Source organism: Sphingobacterium sp. WOUb80, from assembly GCF_050058145.1.
Lineage (GTDB): Bacteria > Bacteroidota > Bacteroidia > Sphingobacteriales > Sphingobacteriaceae > Sphingobacterium.
The window spans coordinates 2900364-2924544 of sequence record NZ_CP165617.1 but is presented as its reverse complement, the minus strand read 5'-3'; the positions used below and the strand labels follow the sequence as shown (position 1 = coordinate 2924544).

General features: G+C 40.4%; 20 protein-coding genes. 11 read left to right on the top strand and 9 right to left on the bottom strand.

Translation table 11 applies throughout. The annotated features are described in order from the left end of the window. The first annotated feature begins 251 nt into the window (after positions 1–251). Positions 252–1838, top strand: coding sequence for a family 16 glycosylhydrolase (locus AB1Z56_RS12460; RefSeq protein WP_426792178.1), 1587 nt, complete (start codon positions 252–254; stop codon positions 1836–1838). Positions 1839–1897: 59 nt separating this feature from the next. Here the strand turns inward: AB1Z56_RS12460 and AB1Z56_RS12455 are convergent, their stop codons facing one another. Beyond that, positions 1898–2782 (bottom strand): helix-turn-helix domain-containing protein, encoded by an 885-nt coding sequence (locus AB1Z56_RS12455; RefSeq protein WP_426792177.1) that lies wholly within the window; start codon positions 2780–2782, stop codon positions 1898–1900. A gap of 32 nt (positions 2783–2814) precedes the next feature. Then, positions 2815–3915 carry a hypothetical protein gene (locus tag AB1Z56_RS12450; protein ID WP_426792176.1) on the bottom strand — a complete coding sequence of 367 codons (1101 nt, stop codon included), beginning with the start codon at positions 3913–3915 and terminating at the stop codon, positions 2815–2817. A gap of 300 nt (positions 3916–4215) precedes the next feature. Here AB1Z56_RS12450 and AB1Z56_RS12445 point away from each other — a divergent pair, with 300 nt between their 5' ends. The 3 genes from AB1Z56_RS12445 (at position 4216) to AB1Z56_RS12435 (ending at position 6093) form a co-directional block, all read left to right on the top strand. Continuing rightward, positions 4216–4782 carry a Crp/Fnr family transcriptional regulator gene (locus tag AB1Z56_RS12445; RefSeq protein ID WP_309363064.1) on the top strand — a complete coding sequence of 189 codons (567 nt, stop codon included), beginning with the start codon at positions 4216–4218 and terminating at the stop codon, positions 4780–4782. 51 nt (positions 4783–4833) lie between these two features. Beyond that, a complete protein-coding gene (locus AB1Z56_RS12440) occupies positions 4834–5283 on the top strand; it encodes a DoxX family protein (protein WP_426792175.1) in 450 nt (149 codons plus the stop codon). Between the two features lie 99 nt (positions 5284–5382). After that, entirely contained in the window at positions 5383–6093 is a 711-nt protein-coding gene (locus AB1Z56_RS12435) for an HAD family hydrolase (RefSeq protein ID WP_309363068.1), read from the top strand. Between the two features lie 76 nt (positions 6094–6169). On the opposite strand, the gene AB1Z56_RS12430 is transcribed toward AB1Z56_RS12435, so the two are convergent. The 3 genes from AB1Z56_RS12430 to AB1Z56_RS12420 form a co-directional block, all read right to left on the bottom strand. Next, positions 6170–8701, bottom strand: coding sequence for a TonB-dependent receptor domain-containing protein (locus AB1Z56_RS12430; protein ID WP_426792174.1), 2532 nt, complete (start codon positions 8699–8701; stop codon positions 6170–6172). A 154-nt stretch (positions 8702–8855) separates the two neighbouring features. Further along, a complete protein-coding gene (locus AB1Z56_RS12425) occupies positions 8856–9545 on the bottom strand; it encodes a LytR/AlgR family response regulator transcription factor (RefSeq protein WP_309363074.1) in 690 nt (229 codons plus the stop codon). Next, the gene (locus tag AB1Z56_RS12420; protein ID WP_426792173.1) at positions 9535–10575 is read right to left on the bottom strand and encodes a sensor histidine kinase; all 1041 of its coding nucleotides are present in this window, start codon (positions 10573–10575) and stop codon (positions 9535–9537) included. Before AB1Z56_RS12420 ends, AB1Z56_RS12425 begins: the two co-directional genes overlap by 11 nt. A 309-nt stretch (positions 10576–10884) precedes the next feature. Between AB1Z56_RS12420 and AB1Z56_RS12415 the strand changes: the two genes are divergently transcribed. The 3 genes from AB1Z56_RS12415 (at position 10885) to AB1Z56_RS12405 (ending at position 13422) form a co-directional block, all read left to right on the top strand. After that, complete coding sequence (locus tag AB1Z56_RS12415) at positions 10885–11841, top strand: aldo/keto reductase (RefSeq protein WP_426792390.1); 957 nt, start codon at positions 10885–10887, stop codon at positions 11839–11841. A 19-nt stretch (positions 11842–11860) separates the two neighbouring features. Beyond that, on the top strand, positions 11861–12343 hold the full coding sequence (locus AB1Z56_RS12410; RefSeq protein WP_426792172.1) for a YdeI/OmpD-associated family protein: 483 nt from the start codon (positions 11861–11863) through the stop codon (positions 12341–12343). A 92-nt stretch (positions 12344–12435) separates the two neighbouring features. Continuing rightward, complete coding sequence (locus AB1Z56_RS12405; protein ID WP_426792171.1) at positions 12436–13422, top strand: Gfo/Idh/MocA family protein; 987 nt, start codon at positions 12436–12438, stop codon at positions 13420–13422. 129 nt (positions 13423–13551) lie between these two features. On the opposite strand, the gene AB1Z56_RS12400 is transcribed toward AB1Z56_RS12405, so the two are convergent. Both AB1Z56_RS12400 and AB1Z56_RS12395 read right to left on the bottom strand, forming a co-directional pair. Next, entirely contained in the window at positions 13552–14529 is a 978-nt protein-coding gene (locus AB1Z56_RS12400) for a cyclase family protein (RefSeq protein WP_426792170.1), read from the bottom strand. 9 nt (positions 14530–14538) lie between these two features. Continuing rightward, positions 14539–15522 carry an aldo/keto reductase gene (locus tag AB1Z56_RS12395; RefSeq protein ID WP_426792169.1) on the bottom strand — a complete coding sequence of 328 codons (984 nt, stop codon included), beginning with the start codon at positions 15520–15522 and terminating at the stop codon, positions 14539–14541. A 330-nt stretch (positions 15523–15852) separates the two neighbouring features. Between AB1Z56_RS12395 and AB1Z56_RS12390 the strand changes: the two genes are divergently transcribed. Further along, positions 15853–17535: an FAD-binding dehydrogenase gene (locus AB1Z56_RS12390; RefSeq protein ID WP_426792168.1), complete on the top strand. Its 1683-nt coding sequence runs from the start codon at positions 15853–15855 to the stop codon at positions 17533–17535. A gap of 84 nt (positions 17536–17619) precedes the next feature. Here the strand turns inward: AB1Z56_RS12390 and AB1Z56_RS12385 are convergent, their stop codons facing one another. Continuing rightward, a complete protein-coding gene (locus tag AB1Z56_RS12385; RefSeq protein WP_426792167.1) occupies positions 17620–18489 on the bottom strand; it encodes a DMT family transporter in 870 nt (289 codons plus the stop codon). Positions 18490–18838: 349 nt separating this feature from the next. On the opposite strand from AB1Z56_RS12385, the gene AB1Z56_RS12380 reads away from it, so the two are divergent. Continuing rightward, positions 18839–20122, top strand: coding sequence for a Gfo/Idh/MocA family protein (locus tag AB1Z56_RS12380; RefSeq protein ID WP_309363090.1), 1284 nt, complete (start codon positions 18839–18841; stop codon positions 20120–20122). A 10-nt stretch (positions 20123–20132) separates the two neighbouring features. Further along, positions 20133–21899 carry an alpha-L-fucosidase gene (locus AB1Z56_RS12375; RefSeq protein ID WP_426792166.1) on the top strand — a complete coding sequence of 589 codons (1767 nt, stop codon included), beginning with the start codon at positions 20133–20135 and terminating at the stop codon, positions 21897–21899. Positions 21900–22026: 127 nt separating this feature from the next. Here AB1Z56_RS12375 and AB1Z56_RS12370 read toward each other — a convergent pair whose 3' ends face one another. Then, positions 22027–22872 carry a cold-shock protein gene (locus AB1Z56_RS12370; protein WP_309363094.1) on the bottom strand — a complete coding sequence of 282 codons (846 nt, stop codon included), beginning with the start codon at positions 22870–22872 and terminating at the stop codon, positions 22027–22029. Between the two features lie 327 nt (positions 22873–23199). On the opposite strand from AB1Z56_RS12370, the gene AB1Z56_RS12365 reads away from it, so the two are divergent. Then, positions 23200–24084 carry an SPL family radical SAM protein gene (locus tag AB1Z56_RS12365; protein ID WP_309363096.1) on the top strand — a complete coding sequence of 295 codons (885 nt, stop codon included), beginning with the start codon at positions 23200–23202 and terminating at the stop codon, positions 24082–24084. The last annotated feature ends 97 nt before the right edge of the window (positions 24085–24181 follow it).

The window sequence follows — 24181 nt, the reverse complement described above, 5'->3', positions numbered from 1 at the left end:
ATTAGACGATGTATCTGACGGAATTGTCAAACCAAACCGCTTAAAGCAATATACATAATTTAACTGTTTTATCGGCCGGAAGGATGGATAAACCGTTATTGATCCGCGATTTGTTGGAATCGCTAAATTGAACAAACGGTTGCGTTTTGATCAGAGTTGTCAATGCTGATAATTCTCGTTATTATCGTAAGGTTATAGTCTGTTCGTACGTAGATCGGCTATAGCTTGTCCGTTTATAAAATAAGAAAATTGTGAAAAAATATCTATTTCTTGCAGGTATTCAAGTATTGTCAGTACTAGGGCTATCGGCTCAAATGACAAGATCAAATGCGCCATTACAGCTATTAGGTACCCGGAGTTGGATCCGTGTGGACATGAACGATAAGCAATCGAATATGTCCGGGGCAAAAGTCTTTTGGGCAAAAACGAATAAGAAACCACAGACCGCTAATGCGGTATTGGCTGATGGAACCAAACGTTATTATATTCAACAGGTAGATCCTGAAACGACCTATTATATCTGGGTAGAATCTGCCACAGGAAAATCCTTGGCAAAGGGAAAGGTGTATACGAGCAAGAGGTGGCAGCTGGATGATACTGAATTAGATGAAGAGCAAAAGAATCCAAGTTCAAGAGCGGTTCCGGTTGGTATGGAAGTCTATTGGCAGGATGAGTTTAACGATCAATTACTTAACCGGAATAAATGGACGACCAACTATTTCTCGTCCTTGAACTATCTAAATGCAAAATCCAAGGATGAAATGTTACATGATCGTTTGCCACAACCTGCGTATACGTTAAATGGATCAGCGATCAATCTGTATGTCAATGATACCATTCCCTCGCGGATCTTTACAGAAGGTGGCAACCAAAAGATTTCATCCATCCAAACTTACGATTGGAAGTCCAATGAAAATCTATTGGACAACAGCAAAGGGGGCTACTTTGAAGTGAAGGTAAGACGTAACCGCCAGGGTACTCCAAAAGGAACAAATACTGCTTTTTGGTTTGATTCACCGGGGCCAGATATTCGTTATTATCTTCAAGAAGGATCCGAAGTCGACGGAATTAAAGGCATTCGCCCCAAGGGACAGCTTTTTGAAATCGACGTTTTCGAGTACATTACTGCCCAGTTTGTGATTCATGGAAACGTTGACTCAAAAGGGGTATTTCAACGTAATCTTGCTACACATATTGCGGAAGGGTATGAACATGTAGGACAATGGGTAACACATGGGGTATTGTGGACACCTACAAGTATTAAGCATTATATCAATGGAGACCTCATCAAAGAATATACGAATAAAAATCAGATTTACTCACCCAACCACTTTTTGAACGTATTTCTTGGAGCCTATGGTTCTGAAGGCGGGGTCAATATGGAGGTCGATTATATTCGGGCGTACAACTGGCCTTTAAAAGATGGGAATGAATTGCCTAATCCAGATTTTGAGGGTAAGTCTGGCCTTGCACCTTGGGAAGGAGCAGCGGTCATCGAAGAAGGAGGCGGAGAAAAGGGCAGTAAAGCGGTCGTACTGGAACCGGGACAGAAAATAGAGCAATATGTTTATTTGAATCCTGAGCAAGACTTTAAGCTTGTCTATTGGAGCAAAGGTGACAAAGTCCAGGCAGAAGTGGATGATGTCGCTGTTGTAACTGGGAAATTGTCTAACTTAAAGACATTAATACCTGATCAAGCTAAAAAGGGCGGAAAACATGAAATAGATTTTCTTACCGGTAAGGAGATTAACCCGAATAAAAAAATTGTTCGGATAGGATTTACCAATATAGGGAAGGAAAAAGCCTTTTTGGATAATATCACGTTGAAGAAAAAATAGGCGCTAAGAAGATTTTCCTAGAATCGAGATGGCTCCACGTATAGCACGTAGGAGCCATTCTATGATTTTTTATGCGAAAAATGTTTCTGTTGATATGTTGATGGAGACATATTTGTTCGTTGTTTGAAGAAATGAGAGAAGGTAGAGAAATCCGTAAAACCTAATTCAATAATCGTAGATTTGATAGGGCTGTAGCTCGAACACAGCAGATGCTGAGCCTCCTTTAGTAGGCGATTGTGAACTAGTTCGAGCGGCTTAACTTGCATATATTGACGCGTTAGCTTGCAAAGATAATTTGAAGTGACATTTAAGGCAGATGCATAATAGCTAATGCTGTGTTCTTGTTTGTAACGTAGCTCAATCAATTCGAGAAAGCTATTCAGCATAGGTGGATACGCATATGGTGCTAAATTATCGATGTGTTTGGTTAAGGAGCGGTTGATCTCTATTAAGCTAGTTTGCAAACGTGATAAAATGATTGATAATAGTGGCTGACAACGATAGAGTTCTACACGGATCTTATCGAATTCATAGCGGAGCGTTTCAAATTCATATGGCTCGATCTGAAGTATCGGATAATCTTTAAGGAATTTTATGTTGATTGAAAGCGTATAACATAATTTTTCAAAATTTTGGCTGGGAATTCTAATATGATAAGCAGAGGTTTCTTTGAAAAAATAGAAAGAAGCTGACTGTCCGGGGAACATTAGATGAATTTGATAACCCATCGTATCATGTTCCTCCTGATCAATCTGACGGCTACCACCTTTCGAATGTATTAAGATAAGGGTCACCACCTCTTTGCTTTTGAGCATATGGCAGGTGTGTACCCTGATATTCCGCATTCGATATAAAAAACCGAGATGCTCTACCTCGTCGTCGCATGTTGTTATGTTTGCAGCATTCAATATAGTTATTTTGGTCTGCGGAGGTGTTAAGTGCATGATTTGTTTTATTTAGTTTTTACGATTCTTATTTAACGATTATAGGGATATTCCTGTACCCAATGGAACTTGCGCTGCATTAATTCAAAGGCTTGCACGTCTTGTTTAATAAGTTTAATTTGCGCTGTATGGTCATCAAAGGTTTTTGTCAGAAGAATATTTCCGTCAGGGTTGATCTGATAATCAAATTGATAATTGTTTAGGGTAATTTTCTTCCCAGCTGTATCAATAACAACGCTCTCCCTTTGTGGGTTATAGTCTGTGTTGCGTATGAATACCTTGTTGTTATTAATTTCGAAAACAATAAGTCGCCAATTTTCGGGGATTGATTTGCGTTGTGTTCCCGATTGTTCAATACGGTAGATTCCATATAGTGGTGACTTCGTTAGGTACTCAGCTATCATTTTTTTTGTACTTAATATGCCTATGCCCTGTTGCACCATAAAGAGCAGTAACACGGCCAATTTGGCGATAAACAAACTTTTTCTTTTCCAGCTTTTGTTGAATAGGGGTTGTTGGATAGGGAGTAACTGTACAGGTTTTCCTGAAATAAAAATTGCGAACAATGCTTTTAAGTAGGGAAGCAGTAGAAATATGGAAAGTAGCAGGAGTGCTGTGGAGACCATTTTAACAGGAACATCGTAAAAATAATTGACAGCCATAATATTGATACTGGTCGCAACCGTAATAAGTGCACCAGCAATCACCGTCTTTCTGAAAAGCAATAAGCCCGATAATATTTCTACTGAACCAATAAGTATATTGTAGCCTTGAGAATAACCGATATAGGTCCATGCGAGGCCCATAGGAGAATACTCGCCTAATGGCTGGAGAAGTTGTGTTAACCTCGGCGGCTGCATTTGCATATAGAAGACTTTGTACAGGCCATAGTTAATGAGCATAAAAGCAAGATAATAACGTATTGCTGTGGTTAACCAATAGAAAAGGATTATGTAGCTGGCTCTTCTTCGATCCAATATGGACCATAAAGCCGCCCCAACTAATGCCAGCAGGAATAGGATGAATAAGGATACCCAGGCGTAGGAGGTATCTCCACTTCCGTTGATAAAGATGCTGTGGTCGTAAGAATAACCTAATATATTTTCTGCAAACCAGGGAGTCAACCTTTGCATAAAATGGGTAAGAGGGGGGCTGATATATCCATATAACGGATAAGTACCGTTATTAAAAACAAGAATAAACGACAAAATGAAAATAAAGGAAAATCGAAAACCTAATTTTCTAAAAGCAGGCCACCGTTCTGGGCCGTTTTCGTTAAGAATATGCATGATTAAAGTTTATAGTATTTAAGTTAATATTTTTTGTTAAAATAGGTCGTATGTTTATTGAAATAAATAATCGATTAAATAGTAAATAATCATTACGATGTATTTGAACAGAAGTTTTTATCTTGCTCCTAAAAAATAAGAATCATGGACAAGATCAAACAATATTTTGAATCGCTCGTTGTCATGAATGATACGGACTGGGAAGTATTTTCCGCTAAGCTTGTTAAGATGGAGTTTCCAAAAAAATCACTGATTTTGGAAATTGGAAAAACGGAGCAGTACCTATCTTTTATCGAGAAAGGAATTGTACGTTTCAATATCCCAAAACTGGACTATGATTTTACTTTTGGATTTGCTTTCGAAAACTCTTTTGTAAGTGGGTACGATTCTTTTTTGACGCAGCAGCCCTCATCCTATCATCTCGAGGCAATAACAGATTGTATTTTATGGCGGATATCGTTTGAGGATCTCCATGCGGTATATCAAACAACAACGGTTGGGAATCTAATTGGTCGGAAAGCTGTTGAGGACATTTTTCTGAAAAAAATGAAACGAGAACTAACGCTACTTGAAGATTCGGCAAAAACCAGGTATATCAATTTGATGCAGGAGCAACCTGAACTGATTCGGAATATTCCCTTAAAATATCTGGCTTCTTATATCGGTATCAGACCGCAGTCGTTAAGTCGGATCCGGAAGGAAATTTATTAACAATTGTTCATTGATAAAAGAAGGAGAGGGACCTAATTTTGAAATAAAAACATGAAACCACTCTTTGTATTGATCGTCGTCTTTGTTATCTCTAATGTAAGTACGCTGTTGCTGAAGGGCACATTGGATTATTGTCTTTCCGGTAAAATAGCACTGGCCGTTATGCTACTGTTTACATCATTGGGGCATCTATTGTATACGAAGGGAATGACGCTGATGCTGCCGGAATTTATTCCATTTAAAAAGGATATGATCTATGCAACCGGATTGTTGGAAGCCTTTGCAGCTATTGGGCTATTTGTTCCACAGGTAAGCCGTATGACCGGGATACTTTTGTTCGTTTTTTTTCTGTTGATATTGCCTACAAATATCCGTGCAAGCTTAAAACATATAAATTATGAGACAGCTACGTTCGATGGACCAGGTCCAAGTTATCTATGGTTTCGTATTCCTTTTCAAATCTTGCTTATCGCTTGGACCTATTATTTTGTGATTCATTAAATCAGGTTTCTTAACCAAAAGATAGCATTAAATTAATATGGAGTTGTTTAGTTTTATTTAACAATTTTTTATTTTTGCTAAACTTTTAGGTTTAATAAAATGAAAGAAGCAATCAAGATGGTCGTATTTGACATGGCAGGTACGACAGTGAACGAAAATAATATTGTCTATAAGACACTTAGAAATGCGATAAATACGATAGGAAGTTATGAACTTACGTTAACGGAAGTATTGGCACATGGCGCAGGTAAGGAAAAGTTGCAAGCGATCAAAACAGTGCTTAAAAATAGCCTGAATCTTGTTGATGATGAATTGGCACAACGCATGTTTACTTTGTTTTTAGCGGAGCTGGAGCATGCTTATGAAGTGGAGGAAATTTATCCTAATGGAAATGCGGAGGAGCTTTTTGCTGCATTGAAAGACCGTGATATTTTACGTGTGTTGAATACGGGATATGACCGAAAAACTGCGGAGTCGCTTTTAGAAAAGCTTAACTGGAAAGTAGGGAAGGATGTAGATGCATTAATTACAGCATCTGATGTGCCTCGAAACAGACCCTATCCAGATATGATTGAACTAGCGATGCAAAAATTTGAAATTGCCGATCCGGCTGCTGTTGTAAAGATTGGAGACTCTATTATCGATATACAAGAGGGGCAGCAAGCAGGCTGTGGTTTGAGTATCGGTATCACAACCGGTGCACATAATGTGGCTCAGCTCACATCAGCAAATCCGGATTATGTGATCAACGATTTATTGGAGATAGTTCCGATTATTGAAAAATACACGATAACCAGCCAGGTGGGCTGATGTTATTTTCCATTCAACGAAAAGCGGGTGTTTCAAACAAGAAACACCCGCTTTTTGTTGATAAGACTCACAACTATTATTGCATTTGTATACCTTCCATTGAATTCTGATTTTTGTTTTTCTTAAACATATTCATATCCATTTTCCCAAAACGGTAGGAAAGATTCAATTTGATCAACTGTGGGTTAGAAAGTCGATAATAGGTTTGGGAGAATCCTTCACCCGATGAAACAATGGTATTGCCACGTGTTCTGAAGATATCGTTGATGGCCAATGTTGCTGAGGCAGCCTGATTTTTCAAGAAGCTTTTCTTGATGGCAAAATCGATACCATAGAATGGTTTGATATAGCCTTGTGAAGAGCTTTGCGCCTGGTTCATTGGTGGGCCGAATGTTTGACCCTGTGTAACTGGCATATTTGTTTTTCCCTGATATTCAAACGCTAGCTGTAAATTCCAGTTTTTCTGTAAGTTGAATGTATTGTTCAATTTTCCAAATACCGTCCACATACCTTCCGATGGTGTTTTCTCATCCACTTCAATTTTAGAATTGTAGAAGTTGAGGTCTGCTGTCAGATCCCACCATTTTTTGAGATTATTGGTATAAGTGAATTCGGCTCCATAATTTTTGCTGGAATTGGCATTGATATAGGTGTTGATGAAATCCATTTTGTTCGTCACCGGATTAAGTTCTTGTGTCAGGTAACGTGTAATTAGGTTATTTGTAGATTTATAGTATACCGTTGCCAAAAATGTACCTTTTCCATGTGTACGACTGTAGGAAAGTTCGCCCGAAGTGGTGAATTCAGGAACAAGATCAGGGTTACCGCGTGTAATATTCAAGCTATCCGTGTAATCAACAAATGGGATGAGCTGAAAGAAGTTCGGACGGTTGACACGACGGGTTACGCTCATCTGTATTTGGTCTTTTTCGGTCAGCTTTTTGCTTAAGAACAAAGAAGGAAATAAGCTAAGGGGATACTTATTGTGAAACTTTTCGTTTGTATTTAATAGTTCTCCGTCGTACGTGGAGCTTTCTGCGCGCAGCCCAACTTTATAGGATACCCAGTCTTTGAAATTCCCTCCAAGTGATGCATAGGCTGCATAGACGCTGTTTTTATTGTTATAGTTGGCTGAAGCTGCGGTGATATTTTCAAAATCCTCTTTGTCCACTGCTTTTAAGGAATTATTGTTGAGATTTTTGAGCTTATTGATCTGTGCACGAACACCGGTTTCGAGTTTCATGCCATTTTTGAATGGTTTGACATAATCTGCCTGCACAGTCATGAATTTATTATCACCGGAGCCGATGTTTTTTTGGATCTGAGTTCCGCTGATTTCGCTGCTTGCATTGAGGTAATTGGTGGTATATAGCCCATTGGATGTGTTGGTACCGCCAAAATAATTAAAATCGACAGATAATTCCTCACCTTCAGTCTTGAATTTTTGGACAAGACCGGCTTGCAATCCGCGTGGTTTAAAGCTCCTTTCAGATTCGGAAATCCGATCACTAAACGATTCGCTCCCTCCGGACTTGGTTAAGATCGACGAGTTCTCATTCGGCTTAAATTTACCTTGAACCAATACTCCGGCTACAGATAGCGTTGTTTTGGGACTTAAGTCGTAATCTACGCCGAGCCGGCCAAAGGTAATCATACCTTTTGTTTTACCTTCAATATCTTGATCTACTGTTGATTCTATGCCATTAATTGTACTGGTACGGTGGCTGTCGCCCTCGGTGTTGGTCCGCATGCGCATATTCATTCCCGTCAGTGAAATGTTGAATTTATTTTGACGCAGATTTAAACTACCCATAAAGTTGGTTCCGCCAAAGCGGTCCCCACCCAAGGTGACCATACCATTGTATCCAGCTTTCTTATTTTTTTTCAGGATAATGTTAAGGATACCGGCCATACTTCCCGAAGCGTCATATTTGGCAGATGGATTTGTGATGATCTCGATTTTATCAATGACATCAGCCGGAATTTGATCCGGTGTAAGAGTGGTCGGTTTTCCGTCGACAAAAATTGTTGGCGCTGCATTTCTCAGTTTTACGTTGCCGTCGATATCTACTTGAACAGAAGGCATATTTCGGAGTACATCGATTGCCGTACCACCGGCTGCAACGATATTTTTCTCAACGTTGAATACTTTTTTGTCGATGTCCATTTCCAGTAGTGCCTTACGGCCAGTCACGGTGACTTCTTCGAGCTTACGGTTGTCATTTTCCAGTTTAATTGCGCCGAGATCTTTGGTTGTTGTTTTGCTATCGCTATAGTCTACAGCTAGATCGATCGGTGCATAGCCTACAGAGCTAATTTTTAGCTTCCATTTTTCTTTTGGTGAAATGGCTGCAAAATTGAATTTTCCATTTTCTGAAGAGCTAGTACTTTTTACAAGAATTTCCCTTTCTTTACCTGTAGCTTGATCCTTGATAACCTTCAATAAATTCACGGAAGCTTGTGCGATAGGTTTCCCGTTGTTGTCCACAATTTGGCCAGAGAGCTGACCTTCGGACATGGCGAAAGCGGGACGACCGCCTGCGGGGGCTTGAGCGTGTACAGAAGCAACCGCAGTTGCCATTAGCGCTATTGCTATAAATTTTTTCATTTTTTCTTTGCTATTCTATCGGCTACGCGGATTAGGCTGTTCGATAGTACGCAAATTTGAAAAGGATTTTTTAGCTATGCAATCATCTGTAGACCGAAGCGAAGAATGTGTAGACGAACGGATAATTGTATCGATTCAATTTGCTGCGATGGCATTAGATAAACTGTTCAATATTTTTGATATATTTTTTACCTATAGGAAGTGCGGTTTCGGGTAAGGTAAGTTTGCTTTGTGCGACCTGCTCAATACGATTTTTATTGACAATAAAGGAATTGTGTATGCGTAGGAAGTCTACTGTAGGTAATATTTTTTCCATTCCCCTGAGGTTGCTACGCGTAAGGAGCGGTGATTCACGGTCTACCAGGTATATTTTTACATAGTCTTTCAAGCCTTCGATGTAACTGATTTCATGGAGAAAAATTTTCGTCTTTTTGTATTCTACATTAACGATAATATGGTCCTGTTCGTGTAGCTGTTTTGCCCGGAGTAGCATACCTTCTTCCACTTTTCGGACTGCGGCTGCAAGTCGTTCTTTTGAAATGGGTTTAAGCAGATAATCTATAGCATTTAGCTCGAAACCTTCAACAGCATATTGGTGATAGGCCGTGGTGAAGATAACTAAGGGGCGGGGAGCGAGTTCGCGAATAAACTGTGTGCCCAATTGATCGGGCATTTCAATATCCAGAAAAATCAGATCGATAGTGTGATCTTTTAAATATTCTTCAGCTTCGGCCGTCGCATTAAATTTACGGGCGACTTCGATTTGTTCAAAATTCAATAAGTCGTCTTCTAAAATGTTGAGCGCGAAGGGTTCATCATCTATTAGTATACATTTAATCTTCATCGGTCATCAATTTTAGGGTTACTTCGAAATCTCCAGCATCGGTTTTTCTGATCCTGAGGTCATGTCGATTTGGATATAATAATTGTAATCGTCTGCGTACATTGGTCAGTCCTATACCCTCGTTTGGACGCGGTTCTGTATGTTGTAAGATTTTATTGCGGGATATAAAGATAATGCCACCTTGAGTTTCCTGAAACTGAAACTGTATCTGTGGTGCAGTTTTGCTGTCCACACCGTACTTAAATGCATTTTCAACAAAATGGATGAAGAGTAATGGGGGGATCATTCTGTTTTTGAGCTTGTCTTCGATATCTAGTGATACATTTCCTTGAATAGGAAGGCGAAGGGTCTGTAAGGCGATAAAATTGCGCATATGGTCGATCTCTTTAAAAAGCTCGACTTTGGGACCGTCTACTTCGTAAAGTATATAGCGTAGCATTTCGGATAACTTAACAATAGTGTCTTCGGAATCTGGTGATTGTTTACGAATGAGCCAACGGATATTATTGAGTGTATTGAATAAGAAATGTGGGCTGATCTGAAGTTTTAACATCGTTAGTTCTGCCGTTGTTTTCTCAAGCGCAATCTGTTTGTTGAGCTCCTTTTGTCGGGCTTGCTCATCGTAGAGGAAGATCATCGAAGATGTGATCATACAGAGAGAATATATAATGCCTGGGCCGATGACCAAGCGTACGAAAAGAATATTTTCCTTGGTCAAATGAGCGAGCTCTCCATCTGGATTAAAATAGACTATACTGTAATTCAGTGCTACATAGGTGGCGAATCCAAGTGCCATTAATAGTACAAAGATCTTTCTACGACCAAAAAAATAGGTGGGCGCAACAACGTAGCAATGCAAGTAAAAATGAGTAGCTAGGAACACAATATTTACTAAATGCGATAATGCCGAATAGGGTTTGAAATCCGCGATTTTATCCGGCTGGTATAGATACGTAATAAAGGGTAAAAGCAGCAATATCGTCCAGATGACAATATGTAAATAGAACTTTCTGAAAAATCTGCCAATCATGTTATGTCTAATTAATCCCTTTACTTTTGGATAAGATCAAACTTAGATAAATTGCTTTTTATATGCAATATAAATACGTTGCTATGCAAAAACAATTATTCATCGAAGCCTGTTTTGCTAAGGTTATCATGACTTGTAGTCAATCGACAAGGTGTTAAAAACATGACCTGCTGTTAAATGATATGATGTTTAAAAGAGGTTTACGAAAGAAAATGAAAGCGGGAAATACGCTGGACTGTTGGAAATAGTTTTGTATTTTGCAGGTATAAACTTTATAACGTGACATTCAATCCAAACCGATATCAGAATATGCCCTACAGACGCTGTGGGAAGAGTGGTATTTTCTTGCCAGCCATATCATTGGGGCTTTGGCAAAATTTTGGTGAAACCGATATTCAAGCTGTATTCCGTAAAACCTTGCTGACCGCTTTTGATCGTGGGATCACCCATTTTGACCTTGCCAATAATTATGGTCCTCCCCCGGGAAGTGCAGAAGAGAACTTTGGGCAGATATTACGTGCCGATTTTGTGGGCTATCGTGATGAACTTTTAATTTCCACTAAAGCGGGGTATACCATGTGGCCGGGTCCGTATGGTGATTGGGGAAGTCGTAAATATTTGATGGCCAGTTTACATCAGAGCTTAAAACGGATGAAGCTCGATTATGTGGATATATTTTACCATCATCGACCGGATCCGAATACACCGTTGGAAGAGACGATGGCAGCATTGCGAGATATTGTTCTTCAAGGAAAGGCCTGCTATGTAGGTTTGTCCAATTATCCTCCTGATCTTGCTAAGACAGCTGCTGCGTTATTGCGTGCCATGGGGACACCATGCCTTATTCATCAGCCTAAGTATTCGATGCTGGTGCGGACACCTGAGGAGGGACTTTTGGACGTCCTGAAGGCAGAAGGAATCGGAGCGATCGCTTTCTCTCCTTTGGCTCAAGGATTGCTAACCAACAAATATTTAGGCGGAATTCCGGCAGATTCACGTGCTTCGAAAGAGCATTTTTTGAAAAGTGACACGATCACTGCTGAATTGATGGAGAAGATCGACCGGTTGAATAATCTTGCGATACATAGAGGTCAAACATTGGCTCAAATGGCAATTGCATGGTTATTGAAAGACGAGCGCGTGAGCTCCGTTTTGGTAGGAGCGAGAAATAGTGAACAACTGGTTGATTCACTCAAGGCCTTGGACAGGTTGGACTTCACGGCGGATGAATTGACGCTTATTGATTCTATTTTGAAGCATAATTAATCACCTAATTGATCGTTTAATGTTTGCCTTTGAAGCACAATTGGAAATTATCGGTATCAACCCTTTTGTTTTTGTTCCTGCGGATATTCTGGAAAACCTATTTAAGGATGCAGGAACGAACAAAGGATATATTCCTGTGAAAGGAAAAGTTAATGAGAAGGATTATATTCAGACGTTGCTGCGATTTAAGGGGGAGTGGAGGCTTTACATAAACACGGTTATATTGTCGAACTCGCCGAAACGTATCGGTGAGACTTTAGCGATAACAATCACTTTTGATCCGGAAGACCGGGCTATTTTGCCTCACCCAGAACTCGAAGCAGCATTTGCACTAAATAAGGATGCACTAGCGGTGTTTGATGGATTGTCTCCATCAAAGCAAAAGGAAATCATCCGCTATATTTCTTCCTTAAAAACTGCGGATAGTCGAAGAAAAAACATCGAAAGGGCAATCGGTTTTCTTTTGGGTAAAAACCGATTTTTGGGGCGTGAAAAGCCCTAAGAAATCAGACCGGTACTTCGATGTGTGTACTATAATTCTGGCCAGATATCGGGATTATTGATCAGAATTTTAGCAATAATTTAAATATACTTATGGATAATCCTAAAATTGTATGGGGTATCATCGGCTGTGGTGATGTCACAGAAAAAAAAAGCGGACCAGCGTTTAATCGCATAAATAATAGTCAGCTAATGGCTGTAATGCGAAGAGATGCGGCGAAAGCTGCTGATTATGCTAGTCGACATCAAGTACCCTTGTGGTATTCAGACGCTGACGATTTGCTCGATAATATCGATCTCAATGCGATTTATGTAGCAACGCCACCTTCCTCTCATCTCGCGTATGCACTATCTGCTCTGCGTAAAGGGAAATCTGTTTATGTTGAAAAGCCCGTTACGTTAAATGCGATAGAAGCAGAAACATTATTGCAGGAAATAAAAGAAAGAGACGGGAAGTTGGTAGTTGCACATTATAGGCGGCAATTGCCTTTGTTTCTGAAGGTTAAGGAGCTTGTTGGAAATGGTGAAATCGGTCAGCTAAGGACGGTGCAACTGCGTTTATGGCAAAGCAGAACCCCCGACCTAGTGACCAAAGGTGGTGGAGATTGGCGTACTGATCCTGCTGTTTCGGGAGGAGGTTATTTCTTTGATTTAGCCCCACATCAATTGGATTTGATGCTCTATTTTTTTGGGATGCCGGTTTCATACGATGGTTTTAGCTTGATTCAGGATAAAGAAAGTGCTGTAGCTGATCTGACCACAGGGACCATTTTGTTTGAAAATCAGCTTGTCTTCAATGGAAGTTGGTGTTTTAATGTTGCCAAAGAAAACCAAGTAGATATGGTTGAAATTGTAGGAAGCCTTGGGCATATTACTTTTTCTGTTTTTGGAAATTCAGTTGTTGTCAAAACAAGAGATGGCGAGCAGGAATTCAGATTTGATCATCCTGAAAATATTCAATTGCCGATGATTTCGCGTACGGTAGATTATTTCAGCGGCATCGGGCCAAATCCATCTCCGATTGAGGAAGCCTTGGTTCTGATGAAGATTATCGATAACTTTTCGACAATAAGGCAATAATATTTTACAGTTGCTAGCAAACTTTAGTTCTTTAGCAATGAAGTAGGTATAGATGAAGTGGGGATAAAGGAAAGCCTATTTGGACGGCGGGTCTGATTTGGCCTTTCAAATAGGCTTACTTAAAAGCAATTAGTAGATCGCCACTGGATTGACATTAACCTGTGTGGATCCTACATATAGTGGCTGTCCAAGAACGAATAGAAATTCCCAGACCTTTTCTTTGACCAAGGGGCGTGTATCGATTAATTCAAGATTGTATATGCCACGTTTTGCCAATAGAAACTGATTGATTGGAAATTCCTCGTTGGTATTTGGATTTGGATATACTTCGGATGCCCATGTGTCTCCACCAAAAGCAACTATACCTTGATCTGCCAGCCATTTTGCTGCATCCATACCGATACCGGGCTCAGTTTCCAGGAACTGTTGGTTGTTGTTACCGATCAATGCTAACCAGCCTGTGTTGAATAGGACAATGTCACCTTTTTTGATCGTGATCCCTTGTTTTTTTAATACCGATTGAATGTCTTTGACGGTAAATTCCGTACCACCGGGAACGATATTTTTTCCATAATAGGTTGTCATATCCAAGACAACAGCACGGGTTACCAATGGTGGAACTTTTTCTATTCCAAGTTTTTTAACGCCTTCTACTGTAACGAAATCCTGTGCTTTGTTGCCATTGTAGTAGATATTGTTGATTCCGATATGTCCAATACCGTTCAATTGAGTGCCGACACCTGTCCAGGCATTTACCAATTCGTCGTTGAAAGTGAATTTATTGGGACCAAGTGTTGTACCAGCCTGTTCTCCAGGTTGTATATTATACAAGTTAAAACTACGGTGGCGGAAAGCTGGGAGCTGTTTGTTTACAGGGACAGCAAGAGGAACAGTTTTTCCCTTTTTAACGAGCTTTATTGACTGTAGCACCAATTCTGGTAAAATTAAATTGGCAGCTCCGATCTCGTCGTTCTGACCATAAGTAGCATGATACCATGTACTATCTGTTGGGTCGACGAGCAGTGTTTTATTTTGCGCATTGCTTTGCAATGTTGTGAGTGACAGTACGCCCATAAGGAGTACTGTCAGCTGATTGAATTTTTTCATTGTTGAATGTTAGATTTTCGCTAATGCAAGATTGATAAATGATAGTTCTTCTGCAGTAAGCGTGATGTCGATGGCTTGCGCATTTGCAATGGCCTGCTCTGCATTTCGGGCACCTGCCAAAACCACAGTGATCGCAGGCTGTAGACTGGTCCAGCGTAATACCAATTGAGAAAGCGTGACACCTTTGTTCGTGGCAATTGGACTGATGGTATCCAAGAAGGTTTTTACCTTGGCCAGATCAAATTGTTGGAAATAACCATTGCGGTGGTCGTTTTCTTTTAATTTGCCTGTATTGAAATATTTACCGGTTAACAAACCGCGCTCCATAGGGCTATATACAATGATACCTAGATCATTTTGCTTTGCATAAGGAACAAGGTCCTGTTCGATACCACGGTTCAACATACTGTAACCAACTTGATTACTCGCAATATTGAGGTCCTTTCGAGCTTCTGAAACTTGATCGACACTATAATTGCTGACGCCGGCGGCACGGATCTTACCTTGTTGTAAAAGAAGGTCCAAGGCTTCCATCGTTTCCGAAATCGGGGTCGTGCTATCCGGCCAGTGAATCTGTAATAGATCGATATAGTCGGTGCGTAAGCGTTTTAGGCTATTCTCTACTTCATGAATTACACTGGTTTTTGACGCATATTTATAAACTGGAAGAGTTTTACCAGCTTCTTCTGCATCAAAGAAAAATTCACCTTTTCCTTGGTTACTACCGTCCCATACCAAACCAAATTTGGTCAATAGCTGTATTTTGGTCCGATCATAACCCTGAATTGCCGCACCGATCATTTCTTCACTTAAACCAAATCCATAAAAAGGGGCTGTATCTAATGTAGTGACACCATTGTCGATCGATGCTTTTACAGAATCAATAGAATCTTTCTTTTCATTTCCGCCCCACATGTTGCCGCCAATGGCGAAAGCTCCATAGGTAATTGCTGACAATTCTAAATCTGTTTTTCCTAATTTTCTGTATTCCATTTTTTTATTTTTTATGTTTTCTATTAAAATTATTTATTACGTTAATGCACCTTTTTTACCAAATAAATCTGTTCGAAATGGCGCTTATTATTATTTGAATGATTGATAGCACAAAGTTATAGTCCTGATTTTTATTATTAAAATAATTTAAATTGGGTTATTCTATTATTTTTATGATATATGATTAGGCGTTTTTTAAGGAAAGAACGACGGGATTCCCGTTAAGTTTTTCTTGTGCAATAATGCTCAAACTAGTAAATTTATATAAGGCAGTTGGTCTTGTGAGCAATCACATTTTTATTGGGATTACTGTTCAGTAAAAGAATAACAATGAAAACAGTCGAACAATTTAAACCTGATGTGATTATTATTGGATCCGGTTTAGCAGGTCTTACGACAGCAATGGAAGTCACCAATGCGGGTAAGAAAGTGCTTCTTGTGGATCAGGAAACGGAAGAAAATTTAGGGGGGCAGGCCTATTGGTCCTTCGGGGGACTTTTTCTAATCAATTCGCCGCAACAACGTCGCATGGGTATAAAGGATTCTTTTGAACTGGCATGGCAGGATTGGATGGGAACTGCCGGGTTTGACCGCGAAGAGGATTATTGGCCGCGACAATGGGCAGAAGCCTACCTGAAATTTGCAGCGGAAGAAAAGTCTGCCTACATCGCTAAGCTTGGTATTAAGCTGATGTTTATGGTCGGTTGGGCGGAGCGCGGTGATGGTTCGGCCTCGGGGCATGGTAATTCTGTTCCTAGGTTTCATGTCAGTTGGGGGACTGGAACTGGCGTTGTAAAACCTTTTGTGGATAAAGCTTATGCTGCACAGGAAAAAGGTCTTCTGCAGTTTCGCTTTCGACATCGTGTGACAAAATTGCTAACGCAAGATGGCGCGGTCATCGGAATTGCGGGCGATGTTTTGGAAGATGATAACAAAGCAAGAGGGGTTGCAACAAACAGAGATGTTCTTGCAGATTTTGCATATTATGCAGATCAGGTGGTCATTGCTTCGGGAGGGATCGGTGCAAATCATCAATTGGTACGCGAAAATTGGCCTGAACGATTGGGGAAAGCGCCAGCACAAATGATTTCAGGTGTTCCCGCCTATGTCGATGGAAAAATGATCGGAATTGCGGAAGAGGTCGGGGCTCATATGATAAACCGCGATCGCATGTGGCATTATACGGAAGGGATTGAAAATTGGAATCCAATATGGCCTAACCACGGCATCCGTATCTTGCCTGGGCCCTCTTCGCTGTGGTTTGATGCCCGCGGCAACAGACTTCCCGCTCCTTATTTGCCTGGATTTGATACTTTGGGTACACTCAAGCACCTGCAAGAGACAGGCTTTTCTTATTCCTGGTTTATCCTGACACAAAAGATTATCAAAAAGGAGTTTGCTCTTTCGGGTTCAGAACAGAATCCAGATATTACCAATAAGGATTATACGTTATTTTTGAAACGCATTTTCGGGAAAAATGCACCCGGACCTGTTGAGGCTTTTAAGGAAAAAGGACATGATTTTATTGTTTCGGACAATCTAAAGGATTTGGTAGTTCGTATGAATCGTCTGACAGGCGAGGATCTATTGGATTATGAGGCGATTAAATCGCAAATTGAAGCACGTGACCGGGAAGTAGATAATAAGTTTTCAAAGGATACGCAAGTCAATTACATTCGGAATACACGAAATTACCGTGGTGATAAATTAGGCCGAGTGGCAACCCTTCATAAAATTCTGGCTTCCGAAAATGGGCCACTCATTGCCGTACGCCTTCATGTGTTGACGCGTAAAACCTTAGGTGGTCTTAAAACAAATCTCCATTCGCAAGTGCTAACAAAGGATGAAGAGGTGATAAAGGGCTTGTATGCTGTGGGTGAGGTGGCTGGATTTGGTGGTGGTGGCATGCATGGTTATCGGGCACTGGAAGGCACATTTTTGGGCGGTTGTATTTTCTCAGGCATGAAAGCCGGACAACATATTGCGAGTCTGCCAAAGCCACCATCAGCCTAAGAAATGTTATGAAAGCCGATTCTTTTCTTAACGTTAAAATAGAGTTTCTATAGGCAATCAATGTGATGTTTGCCTATAGAATCATTAAGCTTTTCTTCTGATAGAGCGCAGCGTTTGGAGAAGAACAGAAACAAGTACAAAAGCGAGTCCAACATAGAAGGAAGCATTGACCTGTTTGCCTTCGTTGAAGAACAAAAAAGCAATGATAATCGAATAGATGGGCTCGAGATTGAAACTCAAATTGACCGTAAATGCAGATAGCTTTTTGAGTGATTCAGCAAAAAGAACATAAAGGCCAACTGTACAAAATAGAGCCAGCAAGATTAAATAGATTCCATCAGAAAAGCTTGGTATAAAACGTTCGGTGGGAAATAGATAATAGAAGATTGGTAAAGCTAGCCCCAATACCACTGTACCGCTAAGCATCTGATAATAATTGAGCAATTTACTGTCATAGTGTTTGACCAATCGTTCATTGTATATGGTATATAAGGCCGCGAAAATTGTTGAAATTACGCCTAAAATAATACCCACTTGATAGGAGCTGTCAAAATGAAAAATTAAACTGATACCGATCAAGGTCAGCATGCTTAACATCAGCTGGGCTGCGCTAAATCTTTTTTTATTGATGACAGGTTCTAGAACTGCTGTGAAGAAGCTGGTGAGGCAATAGCATACTACGCCAATGGAGATATTGGAAAACTTGATGCTACCATAGAAAAATATCCAATGGATGGTGATCAATAATCCACCTCTTGCAATTTTTAGTATGTCTTTCGTCGATTTTAATCGCTCAATCTTGAATAATTTGAGGACAACAAATAGTATGAGTGCTGAAAGTAATACCCGAAACCACACGAGCGGTATTTGATTGAGGGTAATGAGCTTGCCGAAAACTCCGGTGAAGCCTGCGAGCAGTACTGCGGTATGAAGTACTAAATATGATTTTTTCATAAGAAAAATGTCCTTCCCATAAAGGAAAATTTAAAAGCTAAATAAATAGTTAATTCTTATATCATCCGAATTTGCTCCTGATCGGATGCCATTATTCGTTTGACATTGCGCTATGTTATTTTGCTGGTGGAGAAAGACAAGTTCTTTGGCCCATGGTTTTATGCTAGTTTTTAACAAATATAGAAATTATCTACGGTATTCAAAGTCCTTTATTTCAGCCATTTTGTTTGGACTAATATTCTTCATCCTGAAGACTAAATGTTATATTAGTGATCTCACTAGGGTGATGCCCAAGATAATCGTCTTCCTAGTATTGAGTATGCAATATCAATATAAACCAAACTAAACAATGAAGAGAAAAGAATTTATCCTAAATACGAGTCTATTGGCAGCATCGGCACTTTTTGCACAGACGAAAGTATTCGGTTTTCAAGCTGATACGGTCCGTGTGGGGCTGATCGGTACCAACGGTATGGGTTGGTCCAATCTGAACGCTATCTTGAAAGTACCAGGTGTGCAGTGTACGGCATTATGTGATGTCGATGAAAATGTTTTGAAGAATCGCGCTGAGGAATTAAAGAAACGCAATATTAATGTAAAGACTTACATCGATTATAAAGATCTTCTGAAAGCAAATGACGTTGATGTTGTTATTGTCGCTACGCCTGATCATTGGCATTGTATGCAAATGGTTGATGCTGTTGCGGCGGGAAAAGATGTATATGTCGAAAAACCGATTGGCAACTCCATTCGGGAATGTGAAATTATGGTTGCAGCTGCTAAAAAACATAAACGTGTTGTACAGGTAGGGCAGTGGCAACGAAGCCAACAACATTTCAGAGATGCGATGGATTTTGTTCATAGTGGAAAATTAGGGAAGATACGTCTTGTTAAGGCTTGGGCTTATCAAGGTTGGATGAAGAGTATCCCGGTTCAGGCAGACGCTCCTGTTCCAGCTGGAGTACATTATGATAAATGGTTGGGGCCAGCCCCAAAACGTGCGTTTAATCCCAATCGTTTTCACTTCAATTTTAGATGGTATTGGGATTATGCGGGTGGTCTAATGACCGATTGGGGCGTTCATATGTTGGATTATGCGCTAATTGGAATGAAAGTGTCAGATCCTGTTTCGGTTATGGCTGCTGGGGGTAAATTTGCTTATCCTGACGATGCCGCTGAAACACCAGATAGCCTAACAACGGTATACGAGTTTGATGGATTTAATGTTCAATGGGAGCAGGCAACAGGTATAGATCTGGGTCCTTACCAGAAGACTCACGGAGTTGCATTCATCGGTAATAATGGTACCTTGGTTGTTAATCGTGAGGGCTGGGAAGTGATTCCCGAGAAAGGACGAATGGATGCTATCTCTTTTCAACGTTCACAAGACAATGGATTAGACAAGCATATGGTTAATTTTGTTGACGCTGTTAGAAAGAAATCGGTGGAAGGTCTACATGCGCCGATAGAAGCCGGGGCACATATTGCGATATTCTCACAGATGGGAAATATAGCTTATCGGACCAAGAAGAAATTGTTCTGGGATAAACAAAAGCGTAGTTTCAATGATAAAGATGCGGACAATTACTTAGCGAAAGTTTATCATAATGGCTATAATTTGCCTAAAGTGTAGGATGTTAAAAATGGGTATTAAAAAGATCTTGTTTTGTCTAGCACTGGCGGGGTTGGTTGTGAACCAGGCTTCAGCGCAACAGATGGAACAAATGTGGAATGGTGAAGGGGGGAGGAATCCGATCTCCAAAAATAGGGGTAAATTATTTCGTGACGGCAAATATGCGATGTTTATCCATTGGGGGATCTATTCGCAGCTGGCGAATACCTGGAAAGGGAAAACGTTTTATGGCATAGGGGAATGGCTCATGAACAAAAGCATGGCCAATATCCCTGCCGCTGATTACATGGCAGCGGCGGCGTCTTTTCATCCAGATCATTTTGACGCTAAAGCGATTGTACAGCTTGCAAAAGATGCTGGGATGCGCTATATCGCGATTACGAGCAAACATCACGATGGATTTTCGATGTTTCATTCTAAGGTGAATTCGTTTAATATTGTTGAGGCGACTGATTTTAAGCGTGATCCAATGATTGAGCTCGCGAAAGCATGTAAGGAAGGGGGGATCGGTTTTGGCTTTTATTATTCGCAAAATCAGGATTGGACTTATCCTGGTGGAAATGGAGGTCCCAAGGTGGATGCGCTTGGTCAGCCGAAAACATTTGACGATTATTTTTGGGAGAAATGCTATCCTGAAGTGAATCAGATTACGACTCAGTATGGGCCGATAGAATTGGTCTGGTTCGATACTCCGGGTGGAATGGATAAGAAATACGCACAGAAACTTGTCGAATTGGTTCATAAAAATCAACCTGGAGCATATGTGTCGGGGCGTGTTGGGCACGGGCTCGGTGATTATTCTACTTTGGGGGATATGGAAGTACCGCGGCAGAATGTTCCAGGTCTTTGGGAAGCAGTAGATGTAACCAACGACTCTTGGGGTTATGCTTGGTACGACAATAATTGGAAGAGTGCTCGTGAGATCTTGTCACGTACCTTGTCGACTATTGGTCGGGGTGGGACCTATATGTTAAATGTTGGGCCTAAACCAGATGGGACTATTCCAGAGCCCGCGAGTTTAGCTTTGCGCGGTGCTGGTGCCTGGATCCGAAAATATCCAAAGGCCGTTTATGGTGCGCAAGCTTCACCTTGGGGGCATGCCTTGCCCTGGGGGGATGCTACTGTACAGGGACGTAAAATTTCATTGTTGGTCTATCGCTGGCCAAACAATGGAAAATTGTTTGTTCCGGGCCTAACAAAAGGGATAAAGTCGATTAGCCTTTTAACTTCCAACGGCAAAAAGTCCTTGAATTACACGATCGATGGAAAATGGTTGAAAATCAATACCCCATCGGTTGCTCCGGATCCGCTGGTTTCTGTGATTGAGGTCGTTATGCAGGAAGCGCCCGTTATTGATAAGATGTTGGGCATTGATCCAGGTATGGAGACAATTCTTCCGGTAGACTTTGCCGAAGTTGAAGGATGCAATAAAACGGGGAAATCCTGGATGGAGAAATTCGGTGAATGGAAGCACGTTGTTCAAGTAGGGGAATGGACTGATCAAAGTAAACTAACGTATGCTATAGATATTGTTAAGCCAGGCTATTATCAAATTGATCTAAATTATACGGGGCAGGGGAGAGTAGTGTGGAAGATTGAAAATTCAGCTGGGGAGATTGTACAGAATCAGCAAGCGGCCGCTTCTGTGTATAATTGGTACCCTTGGGGATGGATGAAATTTAAGGCCCCAGGAAAGTATAAAGTTATGGTTTCATTTCTCGAAGGTGATGGTGAGAAGGTAAGTCTCAGTGCACTTCGATTTAAACCTGTAGAATAGACTGTAGCGGTCAATTCTACAGGTTTTTCAATAATCACCCTTCTATGCTTCTTGCCTTAATTGATGATTTCTTGGATGATATTTCCAAAAAAATAGACTGGGGTTTGGTGGCAGGCATTCGACTCAGCTATTCTTGCATAAGAGTCTGTATTTTTTCGATAGAATCTTCATTCTCCAAAAACTCAAGATATGGTAACAAAGGTTCAATATCCTTTTTGTCCATTGTTTCTATGTCTTCAAATAAAGCATTTACAAAATCACTACAAAAAGATTTGCCAAAGCTGTACGTGTTGATTCTATCAAGATCCGCACAATTGATTTCAGTTGCGTTCAGATTAAATACGACTTCAGGTATTTCGTAGTCGCCTTCGGCCGGATAACCGATATATCTGAACATTCTTTCTTTCCATACCCGAAATAAAATCTGATGGGAAACATGTTTTCCAAAGTATTCGTACACTTTGGAAAGTAAATCGGAAGCAACTTCTTTCTCGAAAACACCAGTGACACTTTTATCAATCAATTCGGCATAAGGAATAAAAACTGAGCTGTTGAAATGAGCGTCGAAATTAGCGGTAAGCATTGCCAATATATGTTCTTTGGGCTGGGTTCTTAGGAGTTGTCTTGCGGTCAATGAGGTTAAGTTGTGCTTTTGTTCTCTACCGTGACTGTCGGGGATGAGTACGGTATGTTCTTTGTCGAGGAGGGAGATGACGTATTTCCAGTCCTCGGGTCTTTTGAGAATCCTGCAGTTTTGGGCGAGGTAACCATTCCTTTTGGAATCAGGTTTTTTATCGCCGACAATCACTTCTCCAGGTTGAATAATATGTTCTGGAGGAACTTTAAACCTACGTATATGCACAAAGAGTTCTTCTCCGGAAGGTAACGCAAGAGTACCAAATCCTTTGTTATTGTCGAACCATTTGACAGCGCCGATAAACATGGCTTGAGTTGAGTTTTGTTTCAATGACATAAAGGTAATGAATAAATGCCTTTATTAAGTATTGAAAATGAAATATTTGTAATTATTTGCAAATCCAGGCGGGCTGCAGGTGATAAACCAGATTTTATTTTCAGATTGCTGTGCCTTGTTTTTTTCTTTTGGTAACACAAATTTCTAAAAACCAAGACCAAAGAAATAGCCCAATTGAGGTGATGTGTAGATGAAATGAGTTTTGATAAATCTATTAATATGAATAATTTCACAGAAATTTTCCGTCCGGTGTATTTTTCGGTCCGGATTTAATAACATGAAGTTCAGCTCCTTCACGATAGTGGAATTATAACGATAAAATAACGTATGCAAGTTGTAATTGCTAAGTCCATTCTTAATAAAACCAAACGGAGGGATCCTTGGTTTCTTGACGATTATACCATAAATCCTTATAGTGGCTGTTCTTTTAATTGCCTGTATTGCTATATTAGAGGTAGTCAATATGGGCTCAATATGGCTGAAAAGCTGAGCATCAAGAGTAATGCTGTTGACTTGTTGGAGCGAGCATTAGCGCTTCGTGCCCGTCGAAAGCAATATGGCATAATCGTATTATCTTCTGCTACAGATCCTTATTTGCAATTTGAAGAGAGGGAATTGCTGACTCGAAAATTGCTGGAAGTTATTCTTCATTATCGCTTTCCGGTACATATTATCACAAAATCGAATTTAGTCTGCAGGGATTTTGATTTGTTGAAGCAGATCAATGCAGAAGCTATACTTCCTCTTGATCTTCAAGATAAGTTGACACATGGCGCTTTTATTACGTTTTCATTTTCGACGATAGATGCTGCTATCGCTAAAATTTTCGAACCAGGGGCACCATCTCCAGAACTTCGTTTGGAAGCACTTGGAAAAGCGCGTTCTGAAGGTCTTTGCAGCGGAGTGAGTTTAATGCCGCTATTGCCGTTTATTTCTGACACTGGAGTTCATCTCGATCAGATGTTTGCCGCTTTTCAATCTATGAGTGCAAATTATATTTTCCCTGCTACCTTAGCTTTATATGGTTCAGGTCCCAGCGACAATCGGACTTTAGTCTTGCGGGCAGTTGAACAGCATTATCCTCAGTTATTAACAAAGTACCAAAGATTATTTGGCACCGATGGAAAACTACCCTTATATTATAGAAAGGCATTTGCGGAAAAGGCAAAGGCTCTGTGTCTGCAATATGGGCTGAAGGATCGGCTGTTTTAACAATGAGACCATAGGGGAACCTAATAAAATTGATAAACTTCTTTCAGTTTATAAGTTGTTGTTTTATAGGTTTATATGTTGTAAAAAAGTCGTTTAA